The following is a 17,467-nucleotide window of genomic DNA, read 5'->3' as shown; positions in this document are numbered from 1 at the left end:
TAGTTTTTACAGAAGCCTCTTCACTCCCCGCCGTCATCCTCCCCCCACTCGCTTAACTTCCGGTGCAGGGTCTTGCGGCCCATGACCAGGATTTCCGCGGCTTTGCTCTTGTTGCCCTTGTGGGCGGAAAGGGTGTCCCGAATGATGATCTTCTCCGCCTCTTCCATGGTGGTTCCAAGAGGTATCCTGATCCAACCCGAGTCGTTCTGGGTACGGACCGTGGGTGGGAGATCCTCCGCGGTAATCACCTGACCGCGAGTCATAACCACGGCGCTTTCCATACAGTTCCGCAGTTCCCGGACATTACCGGGCCAGTCGTAGGCGTAAAGGGCTGCCCGGGCTTTGTCGTCTATACCCTCCAGGGTTTTGCCGTTTTCCTCGGCAAACTCCCTGAGGAAAGCGGTAATAAGCAGGGGAAGATCGTCCTTCCGCTCCCGTAAAGGGGGGACCAGGATATTGACCACATTGAGACGGTAGTAGAGGTCTTCCCGGAAATTGCCCTTTTCAATTTCCGCCTTGAGGTCCTTGTTGGTCGCAGCAACGATGCGGACATCAACTTCGATGGTTTCCTCTCCCCCTACCCGTTCAAACTTTTTTTCCTGGAGTACCCGCAGAAGCTTTATCTGGATGTTCTGATCGATTTCGCCGATCTCGTCCAGGAAGAGGGTCCCCTCATGGGCGAGCTCGAAACGGCCCCGGGTTCGGGATACTGCGCCGGTGAAGGAGCCCTTCTCGTGGCCGAAGAGTTCGCTCTCCAGGATGCTGGCGGCAAGGGCGGCGCAGTGGACCTTGATCATGGGCTTGCCTTTACGGGGGGAAAGATCGTGGATGGCGTCCGCCACCAGTTCCTTCCCCACGCCGGATTCTCCGGTGATAAGAATCGAAGCTTTGGAGGGGGCGGCCCGGCTTATGGTATCAAAGACCTGGCGCATGGGGGCGCTGGTGCCCACCATGGTTCTGAACTGTTTTTCGTGGGCCAGTTCTTCTTCGAGCCGACGGTGTTTGAGGAGCAGTTCCCGGCTCTGGAGGGCCCGCTTTACCAGCAGGGAGAGATGGCCCAGGTCCACCGGTTTTGTGAGGAAGTCGTAGGCGCCGTTCCGCATGGCAGCCACGGCGTTTTCCACCGTGCCATGACCGGTAAGGACTATCACCGGGATGCCCGGAGTTTCCGAATCTACCTTCTTGAGCAGTTCTTCTCCGCTGAGGCCGGGCATACGTAAATCGGTGATGATCAGGTCGATGTCGCCCTTCCGGAAGCGTTTAAACCCCGCATCCCCATCGGCAGCGGTTTCAACCTGGTACCCGTCCATCTCCAGTGATGCTGCGAGCCCTTCCCGGATATTTTTTTCATCATCTACAACGAGGATCCTAAATTGCATTATTCCTCTCCGCCTTCAAAGGTGATGAGTTTCCGTTCCTTCTGAGGTATGGGCAGGGTGATTTTAAAAATGGTTCCCCCCCCTTCCTTTGATTTTACGGAGATCTCCCCCCGGTGTTCCCGAACTATCTTAAAGACCAGGGTCAGTCCAAGGCCGGAACCTGTTTCCTTGGTGGTAAAATAGGGTTCAAATATTTTAGAAATATTTCCATCCGGTATCCCTATACCGGTATCCGACACAAGGACTTGGATTTCCCCATCCAGAAATTCGGTTTTTAGGGTAAGCTTTCCCCCCCCCTCCATGGCAGCCTGGGCGTTCTTAATAAGATTGAGCAGCGCCTGCTTCATGTACCGTTCGTCAAAACCGATCCGGGGAAGATTCTTATCAAGTTCTAAAATGCATTTGATGTCCGATTCTTCCAGCTCATAGCGGACAAACTCCGCCAGTTCTTCTATGAGGACATTGAGGTCCCCTTCCCGGAAATCCATATTCATGGGACGGACCGCAAACAGAAAATCTACCACGATCCGGTTGAGACGATCGATTTCTTCGTTTACCACACCAATATACTTATCCAAATTTGCAAAATGCGAACGGGGATCCTGGCCCAGGGCGTCTATACCACTGGGATGGGCGTTGTAGTATATTTCCTTGTTCGCCGCCATAGCCTTCTGGATCAGCTGAATATGTATGGAAAGGGAGCCCAGGGGGTTTTTGATTTCGTGGGCCACACCGGCAGCCAGGGTGGTGAGGCTGGCAAGGTTTTCCGCCCGCCGGAGCTGGGCTTCCTTGATCCGTCTTTCGGTGATGTCCTCAATATAGATGAGGGAACCCGTAACTTGATGATCCTTTACCAGGGGAAGAACGCTGATACTGAGCAGCCGGGAGACCCCGGGAATTTTAGTTCCATTTATCTCCACATCGAATTCCCGCTCTTCCACCCGGTCGCCATTTTGCAGGGTAATTTCAAAAAAATCCCGGATCTTTTCATCCCGTACCACCTGCCACAGGGGAACCTTCCCCTGCTCGAAAGAGCTGATTGGAAGCATCCGTTCGGCGTATTTATTGGCCAATACCAGGTTGTTTTCCGTATCGCAAACCAGGATACCCTCGGTGATGGAATCCAGTACCGTTTCCAGGCGGTCTATTTCGGCGGCGGCGGAAAAAAGCAGGCCCCGAACCTGATCCCCGGTCATCTTATTGAGTTTTTGTAAGGCCCGCTTAATAAATTCTCTCATGGTATCTTCCCTAAAAATAACCATTCCTGGTGTTTTTTGCAATCCGTATTCACCCGGATTGCATTTTTATTTAACATATAATATAGTAATTATAAGGAGCGGGATTATGGCGATTGCCTTCGATTCCGAATTACGCCTGCCGGCTTCCCGCGAAGGCCTTGACGCGGTAATAGATTGGGTTACGGAGAAAATGGATTATGAGCATTGCCCCCGGAAAATGCAGAATCATGTTGCGGTAGTCACGGAAGAATTGTTCATAAATATTTGTGATTATGCTTACGGCGCTGCGGTGGGACAGGCGCTTATCCGGCTTGCTTTTAAGGATCACTCTCTGTATATGCAGTTTGAAGATTCCGGCATTCCCTTTAACCCCCTGGAACAGGGTGCGCCTGATATAAACGCCCCCATGGAGGATCGCCGGATTGGCGGACTCGGCATCTATATAGTAAGGAAATGGATGGATTCGGTTACCTACGAAAGAATAGACAAGAAGAATATTCTTACCCTGCGAAAATTAATTTCCAACAAGGAGCAGGGATAAAACATGGAAATACTAGAGGTTCAAAAAGGAACGAAACTTATTCTCACTATAAGAGGCAGGTTGGATGCCAATGAGGGGGATCTGTTACAAAAACGGTTCAAACAGATTAAAATTATGACCACCGATTTGACCCTTGATCTTTCAGAACTGAAATTTCTTTCCAGCGCGGGAATCCGGATAATTATTACTATTATGAAAGAAATGAACGCCAAGAAGGGCACATTCACCATTAGTAAAATAAGCCCCGAGGTGCGGGAAATTTTTAATGTGGTCGGCCTTATAGACCTTTTTGTTCAGGATGAAAAATATGTCATTGTGGTAAAGGAAAAATCAGAAACAAAAGCGGTTTTAACCATGTCAGGCAATCCTGATCTGAAGTCCGGCCGGGACCTTAGCGACCATATAAAGGAACTGCAGGCCCGGGGGATCACAGAATTCGTACTTGACATGACCGGGATAGCTACCACCACCCCGAAATTTGAAGAAAAATTATTCGAAATTACACGGGAAATAGAGAAAAAAAGCAAATTGACCGTGTTACGACCCCCGCCGCCGCCGCCAATAGTACCGGCATAAACAATTATTTGTAGTAAATAGCCAGGGTGGTAATATCATCCGACTGTTCGGCGCCTGATACAAACCCGGCAATGTCATTCCGTATGGCAGTGTCAAATTCTTCGGGCAATAAACCGCGGTGTTTATTAGCGGATTCAAAAAAACGGTCGTTGCCCCATTGTTCCTCAAGGGTATTCATAGCTTCGTTGACCCCATCGGTATACAGGTAAAGCCTGTCTCCGGAATGAAAGTCGATCCCGCAAAGCTGGTATTCCGAACCTTCCAGCATTCCCAGGGGAATACCTTTTTTAAGTTCCATAAAACGGTAGGGTTCGTTATTTTGCGAAATGAGCGGCCTGTTATGCCCCGCATTTGCATAAGCCATCTTCCCGGTTTCCAAATCAAGGTATACAAGAAACACGGTAACAAACATACTCAGGGTGTTATCCTCGCTGAGCTGATCATTCACTTCCCTAAGGGCGGAAGCCGGATCAAGGCCGCGGAGCATCTTTGCTTTAATAAGCGTTTTTGCGATCACCATAAATAAGGCAGCCGGAACACCCTTTCCGCTTACATCGGCGATTACAAATACCGCTTTGGTCTCTTCATCGTTCAGATAGAAAAAATCATAAAAATCGCCCCCAACCTGTTTCGCGGGGATCATCTTCGCAAACAGCATTAGCCACTTATGGCTGGTAAATTTCGGAAATATTTTAGGCAGCATATCATTCTGGATTTCCGAGGCGATAGAAAGCTCGGCATTTACCCGTTCTTTTTCGGCAGTTATTCTGCTGATATTTTCTATGTGGGCTTTTATATCTGCGGTCATTTTATTGAATGTATTGCCCAACTCGGCTATTTCATCCTTTCCATTTATGATAATTTTACTGTCCAGGTTCCCGTCGCCGATACGCCGTACATTTTCTGCAAGCCGGGCAATGGGCTTTGTCAGGGACAGGGCAAGGATAAAGGAAAAAATCCCCGCCAGGATAAGTACCGGAATAAGCGACAGGGAAAGTGCGATAATAGCATTTTGCTCCAGCCGGTTTACAAAGCTTGTTTCAAAATCCAGGCCCAAAATACCGGAAACAGCGCCATCCTTCATAATAGGCAAATAAGCGGAAATGCCGGAGCCGTATTCATTGACAACAATTTCGTCCGCAATCCGCAGTGTCTGTGTTTTATAGGCGATATCCATATCTTTTCCGATATAATCCGGATCGTAGAGAATATCGATGAAATCTTCATCCATTTCCGGGGTAAAATCCGAGACCAATAAAAACCGGTACCGGTCCCCTACCTTTTCCATATAATAGATATACATCATATTAAACGAAATTGCGGTCTGATTAAACAGTTCAACCTTAGCCCAAAAAGCAGGGGATCGCTCCCGGGCTTCCCTAAAGAGAGATTCCGTGTCGGCTAATTCGGGCATCTGCTTTTGTATCAAAGCCGCCACATTAGTGAGGGTTTCCCGATAGCTGTTTTTTATATACCTGTGATACCGGGAATACATCAAAACCCCGACGCCCAGGGAAACAATAATACCTAAGCCGCTTATAAAAATGAAAAAACGCGTTTTCAGGCTTTTCATTACTCTGTTCCCTTAATGAGGAGGGGAGATCCGTAACTGACCATGCCCCGCTTGAGTTCCGAAGCAAGCCGGTCCAGGACCAGGGCGGGGCTCAGGTTGTAGGTACCCACGGCGGTCTCCGCTTCCCGAACCGCAGCGCGCCATATATCCCGATAGGCAATGGCGCCCGGGTCCTGCGAATTCAGACTTTCCCCAATCAGGGTGAGGATGGACTGCAAAAATTGGCTGAACCGGCTGCGGAGCTCAAAATTATCGGCGCCACCCAGAACCTTGGATACCAGGGACTTTATATCCTCCAGGGGCCGTCCAAGACCGGCGGCCTCCGCAATAGGGGCGGTATATTTTCCCAGGCTTACCAAGGGGTCATCCAGCGGCGCGCCGGATCGTTTTAGGGTAATCACCGATCCCATGGCAATTGAGGCGACAAAGAGGGCTCCCAGGGGATAGAGGGTTTCCCCGGAAACCGGGAGGAAGGAATCAAGATATACGCTGATCGAATCCATCTCTTCCCGGGGATCACGGAATATCTTGCGTATCACATTTGTCTCTACCGTTTTATCCCGGGCGATAAAACGGTAAGGCCGGACCCGGGATAAAATAGTGGGGAGCAGCGCTTCATAATGTGCGGTGGAAAGCACAATAGTTACCCTTTCCGGTGGTTCTTCCAGTATTTTGAGCAGGGAATTGCGGGCGCCATCCTGCATATGGTCGGCGTTTTCAATAACCAGGAGTTTCCGCTTTCCCTGGGGCGCCAGGCGGCTCCACCATGCGGCCCGGCGTATTTGGGCTACGGGTATAAGGTCGCCAATACCTTCGGCTTCCAGCTTAAAACCGGTTTTTAAAATTGAATCCACAGTTTTAGTGAGGGCCTCCGGATCAACGGCGTCTAATTCATCCAGATCCTCATCCAGGGACTGAATAAGGGGATTTAGTTTTGTGATTTTTGGATCGTCTTCCCACAGGACCGGGGAAAAACGGGCCAGGAGTTTGCGGACCGATCGGATAAACAGGAACCGTGTTGCCGGGACCGGGGGATCCCGCAAAAAAGCTGCGGAGGAGGCGGCAATCTCCGCAGAAAAGTTCCGGGGTCCCAGGAGGAGAAGATCCGGATGCATAAGCCGGCGATGGCGGGCACAGGCCGGGCAGGAACAGTTCCAGGCGCCTGATTGTTCGCAGGAAAGGACACGCCCAAGCTCCAGGGCGGCGCTGCCTTTACCAGAAGCTACCGGGCCTGAAAACAGCATGGAAGGCGCCAGAATTCCCCCGCTGATATCCGATGAGAGCAGACCTATTACCGGCTGGCCTAATACATTCTCAAACATTATTTCCCGCCCCCAAAGCGGGCAGCTTCAGCTCCCCCACCAGAGGCCCGAGGAACTTCGCAAAAAAACTATGCTCTAAAAGAGATTCGGGGTTAAACAGGGGCTGTATACCGATAACGAAGAGGATCAGACTTACCAGAAGCAGCCCCTCAAGCAGACCAAAGACGAGTCCCAGGGCATGATCAATCCCACTCAGAAGATTAACCCTGGAGATAATATCCTGGATGATACGCTCCAGTATTTTAATAACAAAAAAAACGATTACCATGATGGCGGCAAAGGCAATCAACTCCGGCAATACCGCCACATCCGCCAGAATCTTAGTTCGGACAAAAACAGCTCCGGGTTGGTAAAAGAGAAAAGCCGCCAGAAGGCCCAGGACCACCGATGCCGTGGACAGGACTTCCTTGATAATCCCCCGCAGGGCACAACGGATGATCAGAATAAAAATAAGCGCAATAAAGATGATGTCGATGATCGCTATGTTCATATTTCTCCTGTAACAGCCAAAAGTATTTCCCGGGCGATTAGAGCCGCCCCGTCCCGGTTCCCCATACGCGCCGCAGAAGCGGCCATGGTGTTCCGTATCTCCCCATTTTCCGCCAGATTAGCCACGGCGCCGGCCAAGGCAGATGCAGTTTCCTGCAAGTCCCCTGCGCCGCCGATAACCACCGCAGCGCCGGCCTTTTCGAAAACCCGGGCATTTTCCACCTGATCCCCCCGGGTACCTGAACCCCGGAGCGGTATGAGCGCCATGGGCTTCCCCGCAACAGCGGCTTCCCAGACCGTACCGGCGCCGCTGCGTCCCAGGACCAGTTCCGCCGCGGCCAATACCTGGGGCATCTCCTCCCGGATATACGTGTAGGGCCGGTACCGTTCCGAAGCGGGTACATCCCAGCCCTGGTTGGGACCGGTCTGGTGTACCACGGTATAATATTTGGTAAGGGTGGGCAAACATTCCCTGACCAGTTCGTTGATCTCCCGGGCGCCCTGGCTTCCCCCTAAAACCAGAAGTATCCGCTTTTCCGGCCCAACCCCAAGAAAAGCCCTTCCCATGGCGGCATCGGCATTACGGAAGCCGGACCGTACGGGGTTACCGGCGGCCACCACCCTTTCCCGAAAAGCCGGGGCAAAAAAGGACGCCGTGTCCTCATAGGCGGTAAATATACGCCGGGCAAACCGGGCGTTAATCCGGGTAGCAAGCCCGGGGCTATAGTCCGATTCATGGGTAAACACCGGGATACCCAGGGAAGCTGCGGCGGCGCAGGGGGGAACGCTGACGAAGCCGCCCTTTGAAAAGAGCAAGGCGGGCCTTTCTTTTTTTAGTATACGCCGGGCCGCCCAAAACCCGGCGTTTATTTTCAGAATATCCGAAATATTTTTAAGAGAAAAATACCGCCTGAGCTTTCCCGACGGGACGCCGAAAAACTCAAACCCCGCCCCTTCTACAATAGACCTGTCCATTCCGGCGGCGGAGCCTACCCAGAAAATCCGGCATGGCAAAAGTTCTTTCAAGGCCGCGGCCACAGCCAAACCGGGGTATATATGCCCACCGGTACCGCCTCCGGTAAAGGCTATAGATATCATGGATAAAGTATACCCGCTTTACCCAAAAGGAGCAACTAAGAAACAGGGATTTCAAATTAGGAATTAGGAATGGGGAACCGCCTTGAAAAAATATAAAACCATGATATAGTGGTTTGATGAATATTAATACAACGCTTATCGAGGTACCCTACGGTACCCAGAAACTTTCCTGTACGGTTCCCGCGGATCGGATTGTACGGGTACTCCGTCCCGCTCCGCCGGCGGAGAATGGGGGATCGGAACTTGATATAATCAAGCAGGCCTTGGCGGCGCCCATCGCTTCCCCTCCCCTTGCGGAACTTGCGCGGGGTAAAAAAAATATAGTGATCCTGACCAGCGATCATACACGGCCCGTACCGAGCCACCTTACCCTGCCGGCCATGCTTGGGGAGATACGCCGCTTTTCTCCGGAGGCAAGGATCACCATCCTTATCGGTACGGGGTGTCACCGGGCGACAAGCCGGGAGGAGATGGAAAAAAAATTCGGCGCCGAATTATGTAAACGGGAAACCATCATAAACCACAATTCAGAGGACCCGGCTTCCCTGGTATCCCTGGGCAGACTGCCTTCCGGGGGGGAACTGGTGATAAACCGCCTCGCCGCAGAGGCGGATCTCCTGGTGGCGGACGGCTTTATCGAGCCCCACCAGTTTGCGGGTTTCAGCGGCGGCCGTAAAAGCGTCCTGCCGGGTATCGCCAGCTTTACTACGGTACTTGCCAGCCACAACGCCGAATTTACGGTTCACCCTAAGTCCCGGCCAGGAAGCCTGGAGGGCAACCTGATCCACCAGGATATGCTCTACGCCGCACGGCAGGCAAAGCTGGCATTTATCCTGAACGTAGCCCTTTCCCCGGCCAAGCGGGTTATCGCCGCCTTCGCGGGAGATACGGAAAAGGCCCACCTATCTGGGTGCGATTTTGTTTTAAAGCACTGTGGAGTAAAGTCTCCGGCAACGCCCGTGGTGATCACCGCCAACGGAGGGTATCCCCTGGATCAGAATGTCTATCAGTCCACCAAGTCGATCATGCAGGCGGATCTGGTCTGCGAAGATGGAGGGGTTATTATCGCCGCCAATGAATGCAGGGATGGGCATGGATCGGAATCCTTCTACCGCATCTTTAAGGAGTCTCCTTCACTGGATACGCTGTTGGGGGAGATTGAAAAACGGGGACGGGAGGAAACGGTTCCGGACCAATGGGTAATCCAGCTAACCGCACTGATACTGCGTAAAAGGACGGTCATATTTGTGTCCTCCGTTACGCCGGATATCATAAAGGACCTGCATATGCGCCATGCGGCAAACCTGGATGAAGCGCTGGCTATGGCGGATAAAATTATAGGCAGGGAAAATACCCCCATCACGGTGCTGCCTGACGCAGTATCCCTGGTGCTGCAGTAATTATTTTTCGGTTAGGGTTATGGCGTCGTCCACAGGCTCCCCCAGGAGGCTGTACTCTTCTATCCGTTCCAGATAAACCTTGGAAAGATAATCATTCTCATCTATCCGCAGGGCATTGTTGAAGTAGGTTTTTGCGGTTTCCCATTCCTTCATAGAAAAAAGCCGGAGCCCCTTTTCGTAACAATCAAGGAGTTCCCGGTCAATGACCAGGGATGCGGCTGCAGGGCCCTGGCAATCCGCCGCAGCCGCTTCACCTGCAAAGGCTGAATATACCGCATAGAGTCCCACAGGATTATTTTTTCCCTTTACCCTAACCGTATCAACCTTTCTGAATATAAATTGATCCCGTGCGGCTTCGTACATATTTTCCGATACAATGATCGGGTGGTGATACATCTTAGTAACCCCCTCAAGCCGGGAAGCGAGGTTTACATTATCCCCTATTACGGTATAGTCCATCCGGTCCTGGAAGCCGATATTCCCCACAACGCATTCACCGCTGTTGATACCGATTCCCACGGCAAAGCCCTTTTCAGGCAGGGTGAGCTGGGAGGTATCCACCTTCGCCAGGGCTTTAATCATCCTTACCGCCGCGCGGATTGCACAGGCCTGGGCATTGGGCAGGGGCCGGGGTGCGCCGAATATGGCCATGATGGCGTCGCCGATAAATTTATCGATGTGCCCACCTTCGGCGATTATTTCGTTTCCCATGATGGAAAAGAAGGCGTTCAGAAAACTTACAAGATCCTGGGCGCTTGAGTTTTCGGATATCTTGGTAAAATTCCGTATGTCAAGAAAAAAAATCACCACATTTCTGGTTTCGCTCTGGATCGAAGTTCCCGATGATTTATGGATAATTTCATCAATCACATCCGAGGGAACATAGCGGGCAAAGGCTATCCTTGTTTTCTTTTGCAGCTCCTCCATTTCCAGTATCGAAAGGGCGTTTGAAATAATCGGGGAAGCGGCGTTTAAAAAAACATCCAGGTTTTCCATAATGACGGGGGAAAAATATTCCTTGATTGAATTGCCAATATGCACGGTGGCAAATTTCTGGCCGCCGACCAATAGGGGAACCATGATGTATGATTCGATGCGCTTTTTTTTATCCCCCGGGGGGTAAAAATCCTCTGTTTCCCTTTTTGCAACCTGAAAGTCTGGAAACAGGTTATTAAAATCCGCAATGCTGATGGCGTTAAAATCTTCAGCAATCGGTTCATTAAAACCCACACGATTCGCGGAATATACAACCAGAGAATTATCCTGGCCTTTTATCATCACCGTTACAATCTCCGCTTCGCAGATATAATTAAGCAGATCAAAAAAGCCCCTGACTATATCTTCCAGGGAGCCGAGTTTGGCGGAAAGCTCCGCCAACATCCCTATCACCGTGGTCTGAAAGAGCTTTGCATCCAGAAGATTGTTTACCGTTTCTATCAAAGCATTATCGTCAATCCGTTTTCCTTCATGCTCAATCGCCGCAAAATCCGGTTCCGGAGCCTCCGCCAAAAGCTTGGCTACGCTGCTTTGCAGTTCAGTAAAATTCTCCGGCGATTTTTCGATATAAAAATCTGCTCCGGCCTGGTTTCCCCAGAATTTATCTTTAATTTCATTGAGACTTGTAAACATAATAATAGGGATATTCTTAGTATTTTTTCGGGATTTCAGCAGGCGGGTAGCCTGGTAACCCTTAAAGAGGGGCATTTCCACATCGGTAATAATGAGATGGGGCATAAAACTGAATACCGTTTTAATTCCTTCAAAACCATTTACTGCCCGCCTTGTTTGGTATCCAAGGGCATCAAGAAATTCTAAAACCATATCGGCAAAAATATCCGAGTCCTCAAAAAGCAGGATTCTTTTATCCCGTGTTTCTATACTAGCCATTCGCTTCTCCAATCAGCTGCTTAACCGCAGTAAGCAGGTTATGATTATTAAAGGAATTTTTAACAATATAGCGGTTTGCCCCAAGCATGGCAGCCTTTTTTTTATCTTCCTCGCTCTCCCTTGAAGAAATAACAATAATAGGAATCTTGGACAGGGATTCATTTTTTCGCACATTTTCGGTTAGCATAAAGCCATCCATAATGGGCATATTGAGATCCGTACATATAAGATCATAGGAGCTGTTCTTTGCCGCCGCAAGGGCTTCTGCGCCGTCCGCAGCGGTATCAACCTTATAGCCTTCGGACCTTAGAATTTCACCTTCAATTTCCCTGGTGGGAAGAGAATCGTCAACCACCAGTACTGATTTTCGCATTTTTTCATATTCAATATGCCGTTTTTTCATATCGATGGTTTTAAGGTGTTTTGCCATCCGTATTACCGTCGGCATATGAAGCGCGGGCACCATTTCATAGTCTTCACTCAATACCATCCCTGAAAAAACATGGATATTCTCCATAAAGGTAGGCATTGATTTAAGAATTACCGATCGCATACTGCTTATGCTGTCGATTACCAGGGCAATAACATCGTCATAGGCATGAATGATAACCACAAAAAGAGCCCGCTGGTTATTCTGATCTCCGTCGGTTTTAAGATGCAGTATCTGGTTAAGATAATACAGTTTTATTATCCGGTTTTCAAATTTAATTCCCGGCCGGTCAACAACCGTAATAATATCTTCCTGATTTATAAGAAGGATGGTATCCACAAAATTTGAGGGGATTATAAATTTCATTTCTCCGCTGGCTATGGGGAAGCCCATGAGGGAAGCAATGGAAAGAGGAACAAGGATTGTAAACATCGTTCCCTTACCGGGAACACTCTCCACCAGAATACTTCCCTTGAGCTGCTCTATACTGGCGCGTACCGCATCCATGCCTACACCACGGCCGGAAATATTGTTAATTTTTTCCGATGTGGTAAAACCGCTTTGAAATATAAAACCGGTAAGATCCTCCTGGCCCAGGGAAGCGGCTACATCGGCGCTTACCAAGCCCTGGGACACCGCTTTTTTCCGGATAGCTTCCAGATCAATACCGTGGCCGTCGTCGGAAATGGTGATTTTCATATTACCGCTTTCCCGGGCGCAATTGATAATAAGCTGTCCCACTTCGTCCTTTCCTACGGCAATCCGATCCTCCGGCGACTCAATACCGTGGTCCACGGAATTCCGGATCATGTGGAGAAAAACATCGGAAAGTATTTCGATAATATTTTTATCTATCTCGTTTTCACTTCCCTCAATGGTAAGCTGTACCTTTTTTCCAAGCTCCGCGGACATCTCAAAAATATACCGGGGATAGGCGTCCAAAATAGTAGAAAGGGGCAGCATACGCAGGGATATTACCCCGTCATAGGCGTTCCGGGTATTATTTCCCACATCGATGGAATAATTTCTGAGCCGTGAATTCACTTTACCGCTGATCTGCTCTATTTTTCTAAACCGGTTTACCAGTGCGGGATCCACAAGCTTTGATGTTTTAATGACCCGGGAGAAAGCTTTTATCAACTCATGCAGTGTTTCTGTTTCCATTGAAATAGTCTTTGAAGCTATCTCCAGGGACTGCAGGGAGGCTATGCTTTTAATTATGGCGTCTATCTTTGCAAGGGAAATCCGGATGCTTTCCGATTTTGCATCCTGCCGCTTCTCCCGCTTTGCCACCTGCCCTGCCGTTTCTCCCGTGTTCGTCTTTTCTACGGAACGGTCGCCCTGCTTTTCAATGGCCCGGCTGCCGCTGACCACAAGATTCTCTTCACCCTTTTTCTTTCTTTTTTTTCCGCCCGGTGAAGGCTCATGAACGGTATCGGCTTCTGTGGTTTTCTTATCCGCATCGGGGCTTACGGGCACCAGGAATTCTTCGTTCGATGCCAGGGCTGCAAGTTCTTTTTCAAAGGCAAGGATATCAATATCATCATCCTGGGTCTTCTGTACCGTCCCAAGCCCCGATTTAAGGGTATCCAGAGCCGCCAGGGCAAGCCGCATGGCATTATCGGTCAGGCCGATGCGCTGTTCCCGGACCGCCACAAAAACTCCCTCCAGAGCATGGGTTAGGGATTCGATACGCTTAAATTCCAGCATCCGGGAGGAACCTTTCAGGGTATGGAGAGCCCGCAGCAGAGTTGCAAGATCATCATCCACCGAAACACCGTCCTTTATTTCAAAGAGCAGCGTTTCTACAACCTTGATGTTTTCGATTCCCTCATCGATAAATTTACCGATGTACTTTCCCTTATCTATTGCCATAAAAGACCTTAAACGCTTACAAGATCGTTGACCGCACTATTGGCCGATCCGGCGCTTATACCGGCTGTCTTACCGGAATTGTTTATGTTTTTTGTTTCAAGGATAATCTCCAGTTCCTTGATCAGCTGGGTGAGTCCTTCCGCAGAGGATGTGGCAACCTCTGTTGAGTGAATAAAATTGCTTAAACCCTTTGATATATCCATAATTGCTATATTGATCTGCTCCGAAGATTTCTGCTGTTTCTGGGTGGATACCGTAATGGTCTGAGCCTGGTTGGAAGTTATCTCCGCGCCGGATCGTATTTCCTTGAAAACATCCTCCAGGGCTTTAATCAGCTTGTACCCTTCGGTGATCTTATCCGCCCCCTCCTCGCTGGAAACGATGAGGGAGGAAGAGGAATCCTGTATTTCCTCCACCTGGTCCCGTATCTGTTTGGTCAGGGCGGCAATATCGTCCGCCAGGCGGTTTACCTCGCTGGCAACCACGGCAAAACGTTTACCCTTATCCCCGGCGCTTGCCGCTTCCAATGCGGCGTTAAAGGCGATTACCTTGGTCTGGTCGGTGATGGTGTTGATGGTTTTGACAATATCCCGTATCTTAGCTATCTTGTTTCCCAGGTTTATGATACCCGCAATAATAGCATCGTTCTTTTCTTTTATATCCCCCATCTTGTTAACATTACTTTCAAGGACCGAAAAGCCCTGGATGACATCATCTTCCATTTTGGTGGCGATGGTAGCAACGCTGCCGGTCATCTCTGAAATATAGGATGCGATCTGGGCGTTTTCATTAATGGTGCTTTCGATTTCCTGCACACTGGCTGCCTGGTTATTGGCGGTGGTGAAAATATCCTTGGAGGAAATAAAAATTTCGTCCGTGGATCTCTGAATGGTCCCGGCGATTTCCTTGGTTTGAATTACGGTCCGGGAGGCGGCTTCCGCGGCATCGGATTCGGATTTTATCATGTTTTGAAACAGGGCTATGTGCCTCTTGCAGGCTATGCCCGTAACGGCGCCGGCCATAATAACCCCCATCACCCTGAAAACTTCATTGTAGAGGGGAAAGGCAACCTCGTGTACCTCGCCTTTGTATATGGCCGTATAGGGAATATCAATAATATTACGGTGGTAGATGATCACCACGGAGTATAAGAAACCGGCCAAAATTCCGGAAAAAATGGCGCACCGCACATTGTACCTGAAGGCGCCCAGGGCAACCAGGAGTACATAAAAAAGCGCCTGAATGGAAAGAAAGGATATGGGCAGGGAATGTTCAGGGTAGGTTGCGGTGATGAAGATGGCTATGGAGATAAAAAGCATGTCAAGGACAACGCAGATATACTTAAAATAGGGGGACAGCAGTTCCTTCTTCCGAAAATAGAAAAAAAGTATTATTGAAAAAACCAGATACTCCGAGGTGCCTAAATGGCCGCGCCATGGTGTAAATCCAAAACCGTTTTTATGTCTGACAATGGAAATTACTACCAGCCCTATCACCCAGATGAGCGCCAGGGAAAAGCGGAAATAATTGATGATAACCTCTCCGTCCCGTTCATCCCGGCTTATACGTTCGTCCATGCTTGTCATATAGAATCTCCTGTTTTTCCCGTTTTCTCAAGTTTATCATCACCGGTGGCATACAGCCCCACCGTTTCCCGAAGTTCCTTGGACATGACATTGAGGTTGTCCGCTATTTTTGAAGTTGAAGACATGGCGATTACAAACTGTTTGACCCCGGCGGATATTTCCTGCAGGGTGGTGAAAATCTGGGCTGAAGCGAATTCCTGTTTGCGGCTCAAATCCGAAATCTGCTGGGAATTGACCGCCACACTTTTGGAATTCTCCAAGATGTTTTCAAACACCTCTTTCTGTTCAACCATATGGTCATAGCCTTCATCGATCTGCATTGAGCCGTTATTGGCTTCCGTAATCAGGCTCTGGGAGGCGGCCTGGACTTCCTCGATCCGCTGTTTTATCTCCCCGGTGGAATCCACCACATTGTCGGCAAAGCGCCGTATTTCGCTTGCCACCACGGCGAAGCGGGCGCCTGCCTCACCGGAAGACGAAGCCTCCAGGGAAGCGTTAAAGGCGATAAGTTTGGTCTGATCCGCTATGTTGTCGATGATGCCTATGGCCTCGCTGATCCGGCCGAGCATTTCCGCGAGATTTTTAATCTCATCAATAATTTTATTGTTCTGGTCCCGGATATCCTGCATCATCTCCTGATTCGCTTCCCGCAGTTCCGCTCCCCGCTGGCTCAGTTCCCGGGTTTTGACGGCAAGCTCCGCCACCTCCGCGGTTTTTGCCGCTACCTGTTCGGACATTTCCTTGCTGCCTTCCATAGTACTGACGATCTCCGAAACACTGGCGGACTGTTCATTGGCGGTGGTGGTAATCTCCCTGGCGGAGGCGGAAAGATCAAACACGGAGGTTGAAACCCTGGAGGCATCCTGACTAAAGGAAACAAAGACGGAACGCAGTTTACCCAGGAAGCGGTTAAAGGCGGACATCAATTCCCCGAATTCATCTTTGGAAAGGACATCCAGTTCCAGGGAAAGATCGTTGTTATCCAGGCTCTTAAAGAGCTGTTTTAAGCTCGCGGTAGATTTGGTTATATTAGCGGTGGTAATAATTACAATGATAAAAGCGATGATGGCGGTAAGGACCGCGAATATAAGGGACCGGTACAGCGAATCCCGGTATCCGGCGATCCTCTGCTGCAGGAGTATGTCAAGCTGATCCAGGGACGCAAGCCACAGATCGTAGGAGGCGTTATTGGCCTGGGCGGCAGCGTTTATGACTTCGGTATAATAAAACTCCGTGGTATCCTCTACGGTAAGAAAAGACTCCAGGATTCCCGAAAGCTTTCCCGCAGCGGAAATATAAACATTATTTTTTAAAATAAGCTCCTGGGAAAGCAGGGCTTCCAGGGAAGGATCAGTCCTGAGATTCGCCAATGCCGCATAGGTCGCCGATCGCAAGCGGGGGGTATAGTACCGGCTGAGGAGGGTCATATATGCCCGTAATTCCTCCCGATCCGCCCCCGTTACCATTTTTCTGTCATTGGCCGCATAAGTCAGTTTACTTATCCCCATAAGTTGCTGCTGGATTTCAGGAAGCTCAATAAGGGAGATTTCGGCAAAGTAATACGTTCCCAGTTCAGGATCCACCATAAGACGGGATGCATCGCCGATGTAGGATAAAAGATCGTACAAGTCCTGGATAAAGGCATTGTAACTTGTAAGGATAAGCGCCGGATTCCCCTGTATTTTCTTTAGGGTATTCCAGTTGCGCCGGAACTGGGCGCCGGAAACATAACGCCGTCCCGGGATGATTCCTAATTCCGGCTCACCATCGGTTTCTCCAAGATTTTCGATTAGCTCGTCAAGCCGATTGGTTATATCTTGCTCAATGCGGTCGATATCTGTTGCAGCCGTATTCTGTTCCAAAACCATCCTGAGGTGCATTGGCACCATCCGCAGTAGGCCGGCAATGGGACGCAGGTGCCCAATACCCACCCGCTCATTACTGCTGATCCGTATGGACGAATTTGCGCTGGAGACAATAAGAAACAACATTAACGCGATGGGTAGAATAAATACGGCGCTTGAAAAAACCAGCTTGGTGGTAATCTTCAAGTTTTTATAAAACATATCCACT

13 protein-coding genes are annotated in these 17,467 nt (G+C 49.7%); 3 read left to right on the top strand and 10 right to left on the bottom strand.

The features are described from left to right. Positions 1-20: 20 nt before the first annotated feature. Positions 21-1,379 (bottom strand): sigma-54-dependent transcriptional regulator, encoded by a 1,359-nt coding sequence (locus LQZ19_RS06425; protein WP_411046838.1) that lies wholly within the window; start codon positions 1,377-1,379, stop codon positions 21-23. Continuing rightward, positions 1,379-2,617 (bottom strand): two-component system sensor histidine kinase NtrB, encoded by a 1,239-nt coding sequence (locus LQZ19_RS06420; RefSeq protein WP_411046837.1) that lies wholly within the window; start codon positions 2,615-2,617, stop codon positions 1,379-1,381. The genes LQZ19_RS06425 and LQZ19_RS06420 overlap by 1 nt, the downstream gene beginning before the upstream one ends. Before the next feature lie 106 nt (positions 2,618-2,723). On the opposite strand from LQZ19_RS06420, the gene LQZ19_RS06415 reads away from it, so the two are divergent. Next, on the top strand, positions 2,724-3,158 hold the full coding sequence (locus LQZ19_RS06415; protein WP_411046836.1) for an ATP-binding protein: 435 nt from the start codon (positions 2,724-2,726) through the stop codon (positions 3,156-3,158). Positions 3,159-3,161: 3 nt separating this feature from the next. Continuing rightward, positions 3,162-3,734: an STAS domain-containing protein gene (locus tag LQZ19_RS06410; protein WP_411046835.1), complete on the top strand. Its 573-nt coding sequence runs from the start codon at positions 3,162-3,164 to the stop codon at positions 3,732-3,734. Positions 3,735-3,738: 4 nt separating this feature from the next. Here the strand turns inward: LQZ19_RS06410 and LQZ19_RS06405 are convergent, their stop codons facing one another. Genes LQZ19_RS06405 through murG form a run of 4 tightly spaced genes read right to left on the bottom strand, consistent with a single transcriptional unit; the run spans position 3,739 to position 8,216 of the window. Next, positions 3,739-5,307: a PP2C family protein-serine/threonine phosphatase gene (locus tag LQZ19_RS06405; protein WP_411046834.1), complete on the bottom strand. Its 1,569-nt coding sequence runs from the start codon at positions 5,305-5,307 to the stop codon at positions 3,739-3,741. Beyond that, complete coding sequence (locus tag LQZ19_RS06400; RefSeq protein WP_411046833.1) at positions 5,307-6,629, bottom strand: DNA polymerase III subunit delta'; 1,323 nt, start codon at positions 6,627-6,629, stop codon at positions 5,307-5,309. Before LQZ19_RS06400 ends, LQZ19_RS06405 begins: the two co-directional genes overlap by 1 nt. Further along, entirely contained in the window at positions 6,622-7,119 is a 498-nt protein-coding gene (locus LQZ19_RS06395) for a CvpA family protein (protein WP_411046832.1), read from the bottom strand. The genes LQZ19_RS06400 and LQZ19_RS06395 overlap by 8 nt, the downstream gene beginning before the upstream one ends. Next, a complete protein-coding gene (murG, locus tag LQZ19_RS06390) occupies positions 7,116-8,216 on the bottom strand; it encodes an undecaprenyldiphospho-muramoylpentapeptide beta-N-acetylglucosaminyltransferase (RefSeq protein ID WP_411046831.1) in 1,101 nt (366 codons plus the stop codon). The genes LQZ19_RS06395 and murG overlap by 4 nt, the downstream gene beginning before the upstream one ends. Positions 8,217-8,332: 116 nt before the next feature. On the opposite strand from murG, the gene larA reads away from it, so the two are divergent. Then, positions 8,333-9,616, top strand: coding sequence for a nickel-dependent lactate racemase (gene larA, locus LQZ19_RS06385; RefSeq protein ID WP_411046830.1), 1,284 nt, complete (start codon positions 8,333-8,335; stop codon positions 9,614-9,616). Here larA and LQZ19_RS06380 read toward each other — a convergent pair whose 3' ends face one another. Genes LQZ19_RS06380 through LQZ19_RS06365 form a run of 4 tightly spaced genes read right to left on the bottom strand, consistent with a single transcriptional unit; the run spans position 9,617 to position 17,460 of the window. Continuing rightward, positions 9,617-11,503 carry an adenylate/guanylate cyclase domain-containing protein gene (locus LQZ19_RS06380; RefSeq protein WP_411046829.1) on the bottom strand — a complete coding sequence of 629 codons (1,887 nt, stop codon included), beginning with the start codon at positions 11,501-11,503 and terminating at the stop codon, positions 9,617-9,619. Continuing rightward, a complete protein-coding gene (locus LQZ19_RS06375) occupies positions 11,496-13,808 on the bottom strand; it encodes a hybrid sensor histidine kinase/response regulator (RefSeq protein WP_411046828.1) in 2,313 nt (770 codons plus the stop codon). The genes LQZ19_RS06380 and LQZ19_RS06375 overlap by 8 nt, the downstream gene beginning before the upstream one ends. 8 nt (positions 13,809-13,816) lie before the next feature. After that, complete coding sequence (locus tag LQZ19_RS06370) at positions 13,817-15,394, bottom strand: methyl-accepting chemotaxis protein (protein ID WP_411046827.1); 1,578 nt, start codon at positions 15,392-15,394, stop codon at positions 13,817-13,819. Continuing rightward, entirely contained in the window at positions 15,391-17,460 is a 2,070-nt protein-coding gene (locus LQZ19_RS06365) for a methyl-accepting chemotaxis protein (RefSeq protein WP_411046826.1), read from the bottom strand. Before LQZ19_RS06365 ends, LQZ19_RS06370 begins: the two co-directional genes overlap by 4 nt. Positions 17,461-17,467 lie beyond the last annotated feature (7 nt).

It is taken from the genome of Treponema primitia (genome assembly GCF_046533075.1).
In the GTDB taxonomy this organism is placed as follows: domain Bacteria; phylum Spirochaetota; class Spirochaetia; order Treponematales; family Breznakiellaceae; genus Termitinema; species Termitinema primitia_B.
The sequence above is the reverse complement of the archived record's forward strand: the minus strand, read 5'-3'. Positions and strand labels throughout refer to the sequence as shown.

Excerpts from the sequence above, each read along its gene's own strand:
- LQZ19_RS06425 (WP_411046838.1), bottom strand. The coding sequence starts at position 1,379 with ATGCAATTTAGGATCCTCGTTGTAGATGATGAAAAAAATATCCGGGAA.
- LQZ19_RS06420 (WP_411046837.1), bottom strand. The coding sequence starts at position 2,617 with ATGAGAGAATTTATTAAGCGGGCCTTACAAAAACTCAATAAGATGACC.
- LQZ19_RS06415 (WP_411046836.1), top strand. The coding sequence starts at position 2,724 with ATGGCGATTGCCTTCGATTCCGAATTACGCCTGCCGGCTTCCCGCGAA.
- LQZ19_RS06410 (WP_411046835.1), top strand. The coding sequence starts at position 3,162 with ATGGAAATACTAGAGGTTCAAAAAGGAACGAAACTTATTCTCACTATA.
- LQZ19_RS06405 (WP_411046834.1), bottom strand. The coding sequence starts at position 5,307 with ATGAAAAGCCTGAAAACGCGTTTTTTCATTTTTATAAGCGGCTTAGGT.
- LQZ19_RS06400 (WP_411046833.1), bottom strand. The coding sequence starts at position 6,629 with ATGTTTGAGAATGTATTAGGCCAGCCGGTAATAGGTCTGCTCTCATCG.
- LQZ19_RS06395 (WP_411046832.1), bottom strand. The coding sequence starts at position 7,119 with ATGAACATAGCGATCATCGACATCATCTTTATTGCGCTTATTTTTATT.
- murG (WP_411046831.1), bottom strand. The coding sequence starts at position 8,216 with ATGATATCTATAGCCTTTACCGGAGGCGGTACCGGTGGGCATATATAC.
- larA (WP_411046830.1), top strand. The coding sequence starts at position 8,333 with ATGAATATTAATACAACGCTTATCGAGGTACCCTACGGTACCCAGAAA.
- LQZ19_RS06380 (WP_411046829.1), bottom strand. The coding sequence starts at position 11,503 with ATGGCTAGTATAGAAACACGGGATAAAAGAATCCTGCTTTTTGAGGAC.
- LQZ19_RS06375 (WP_411046828.1), bottom strand. The coding sequence starts at position 13,808 with ATGGCAATAGATAAGGGAAAGTACATCGGTAAATTTATCGATGAGGGA.
- LQZ19_RS06370 (WP_411046827.1), bottom strand. The coding sequence starts at position 15,394 with ATGACAAGCATGGACGAACGTATAAGCCGGGATGAACGGGACGGAGAG.
- LQZ19_RS06365 (WP_411046826.1), bottom strand. The coding sequence starts at position 17,460 with ATGTTTTATAAAAACTTGAAGATTACCACCAAGCTGGTTTTTTCAAGC.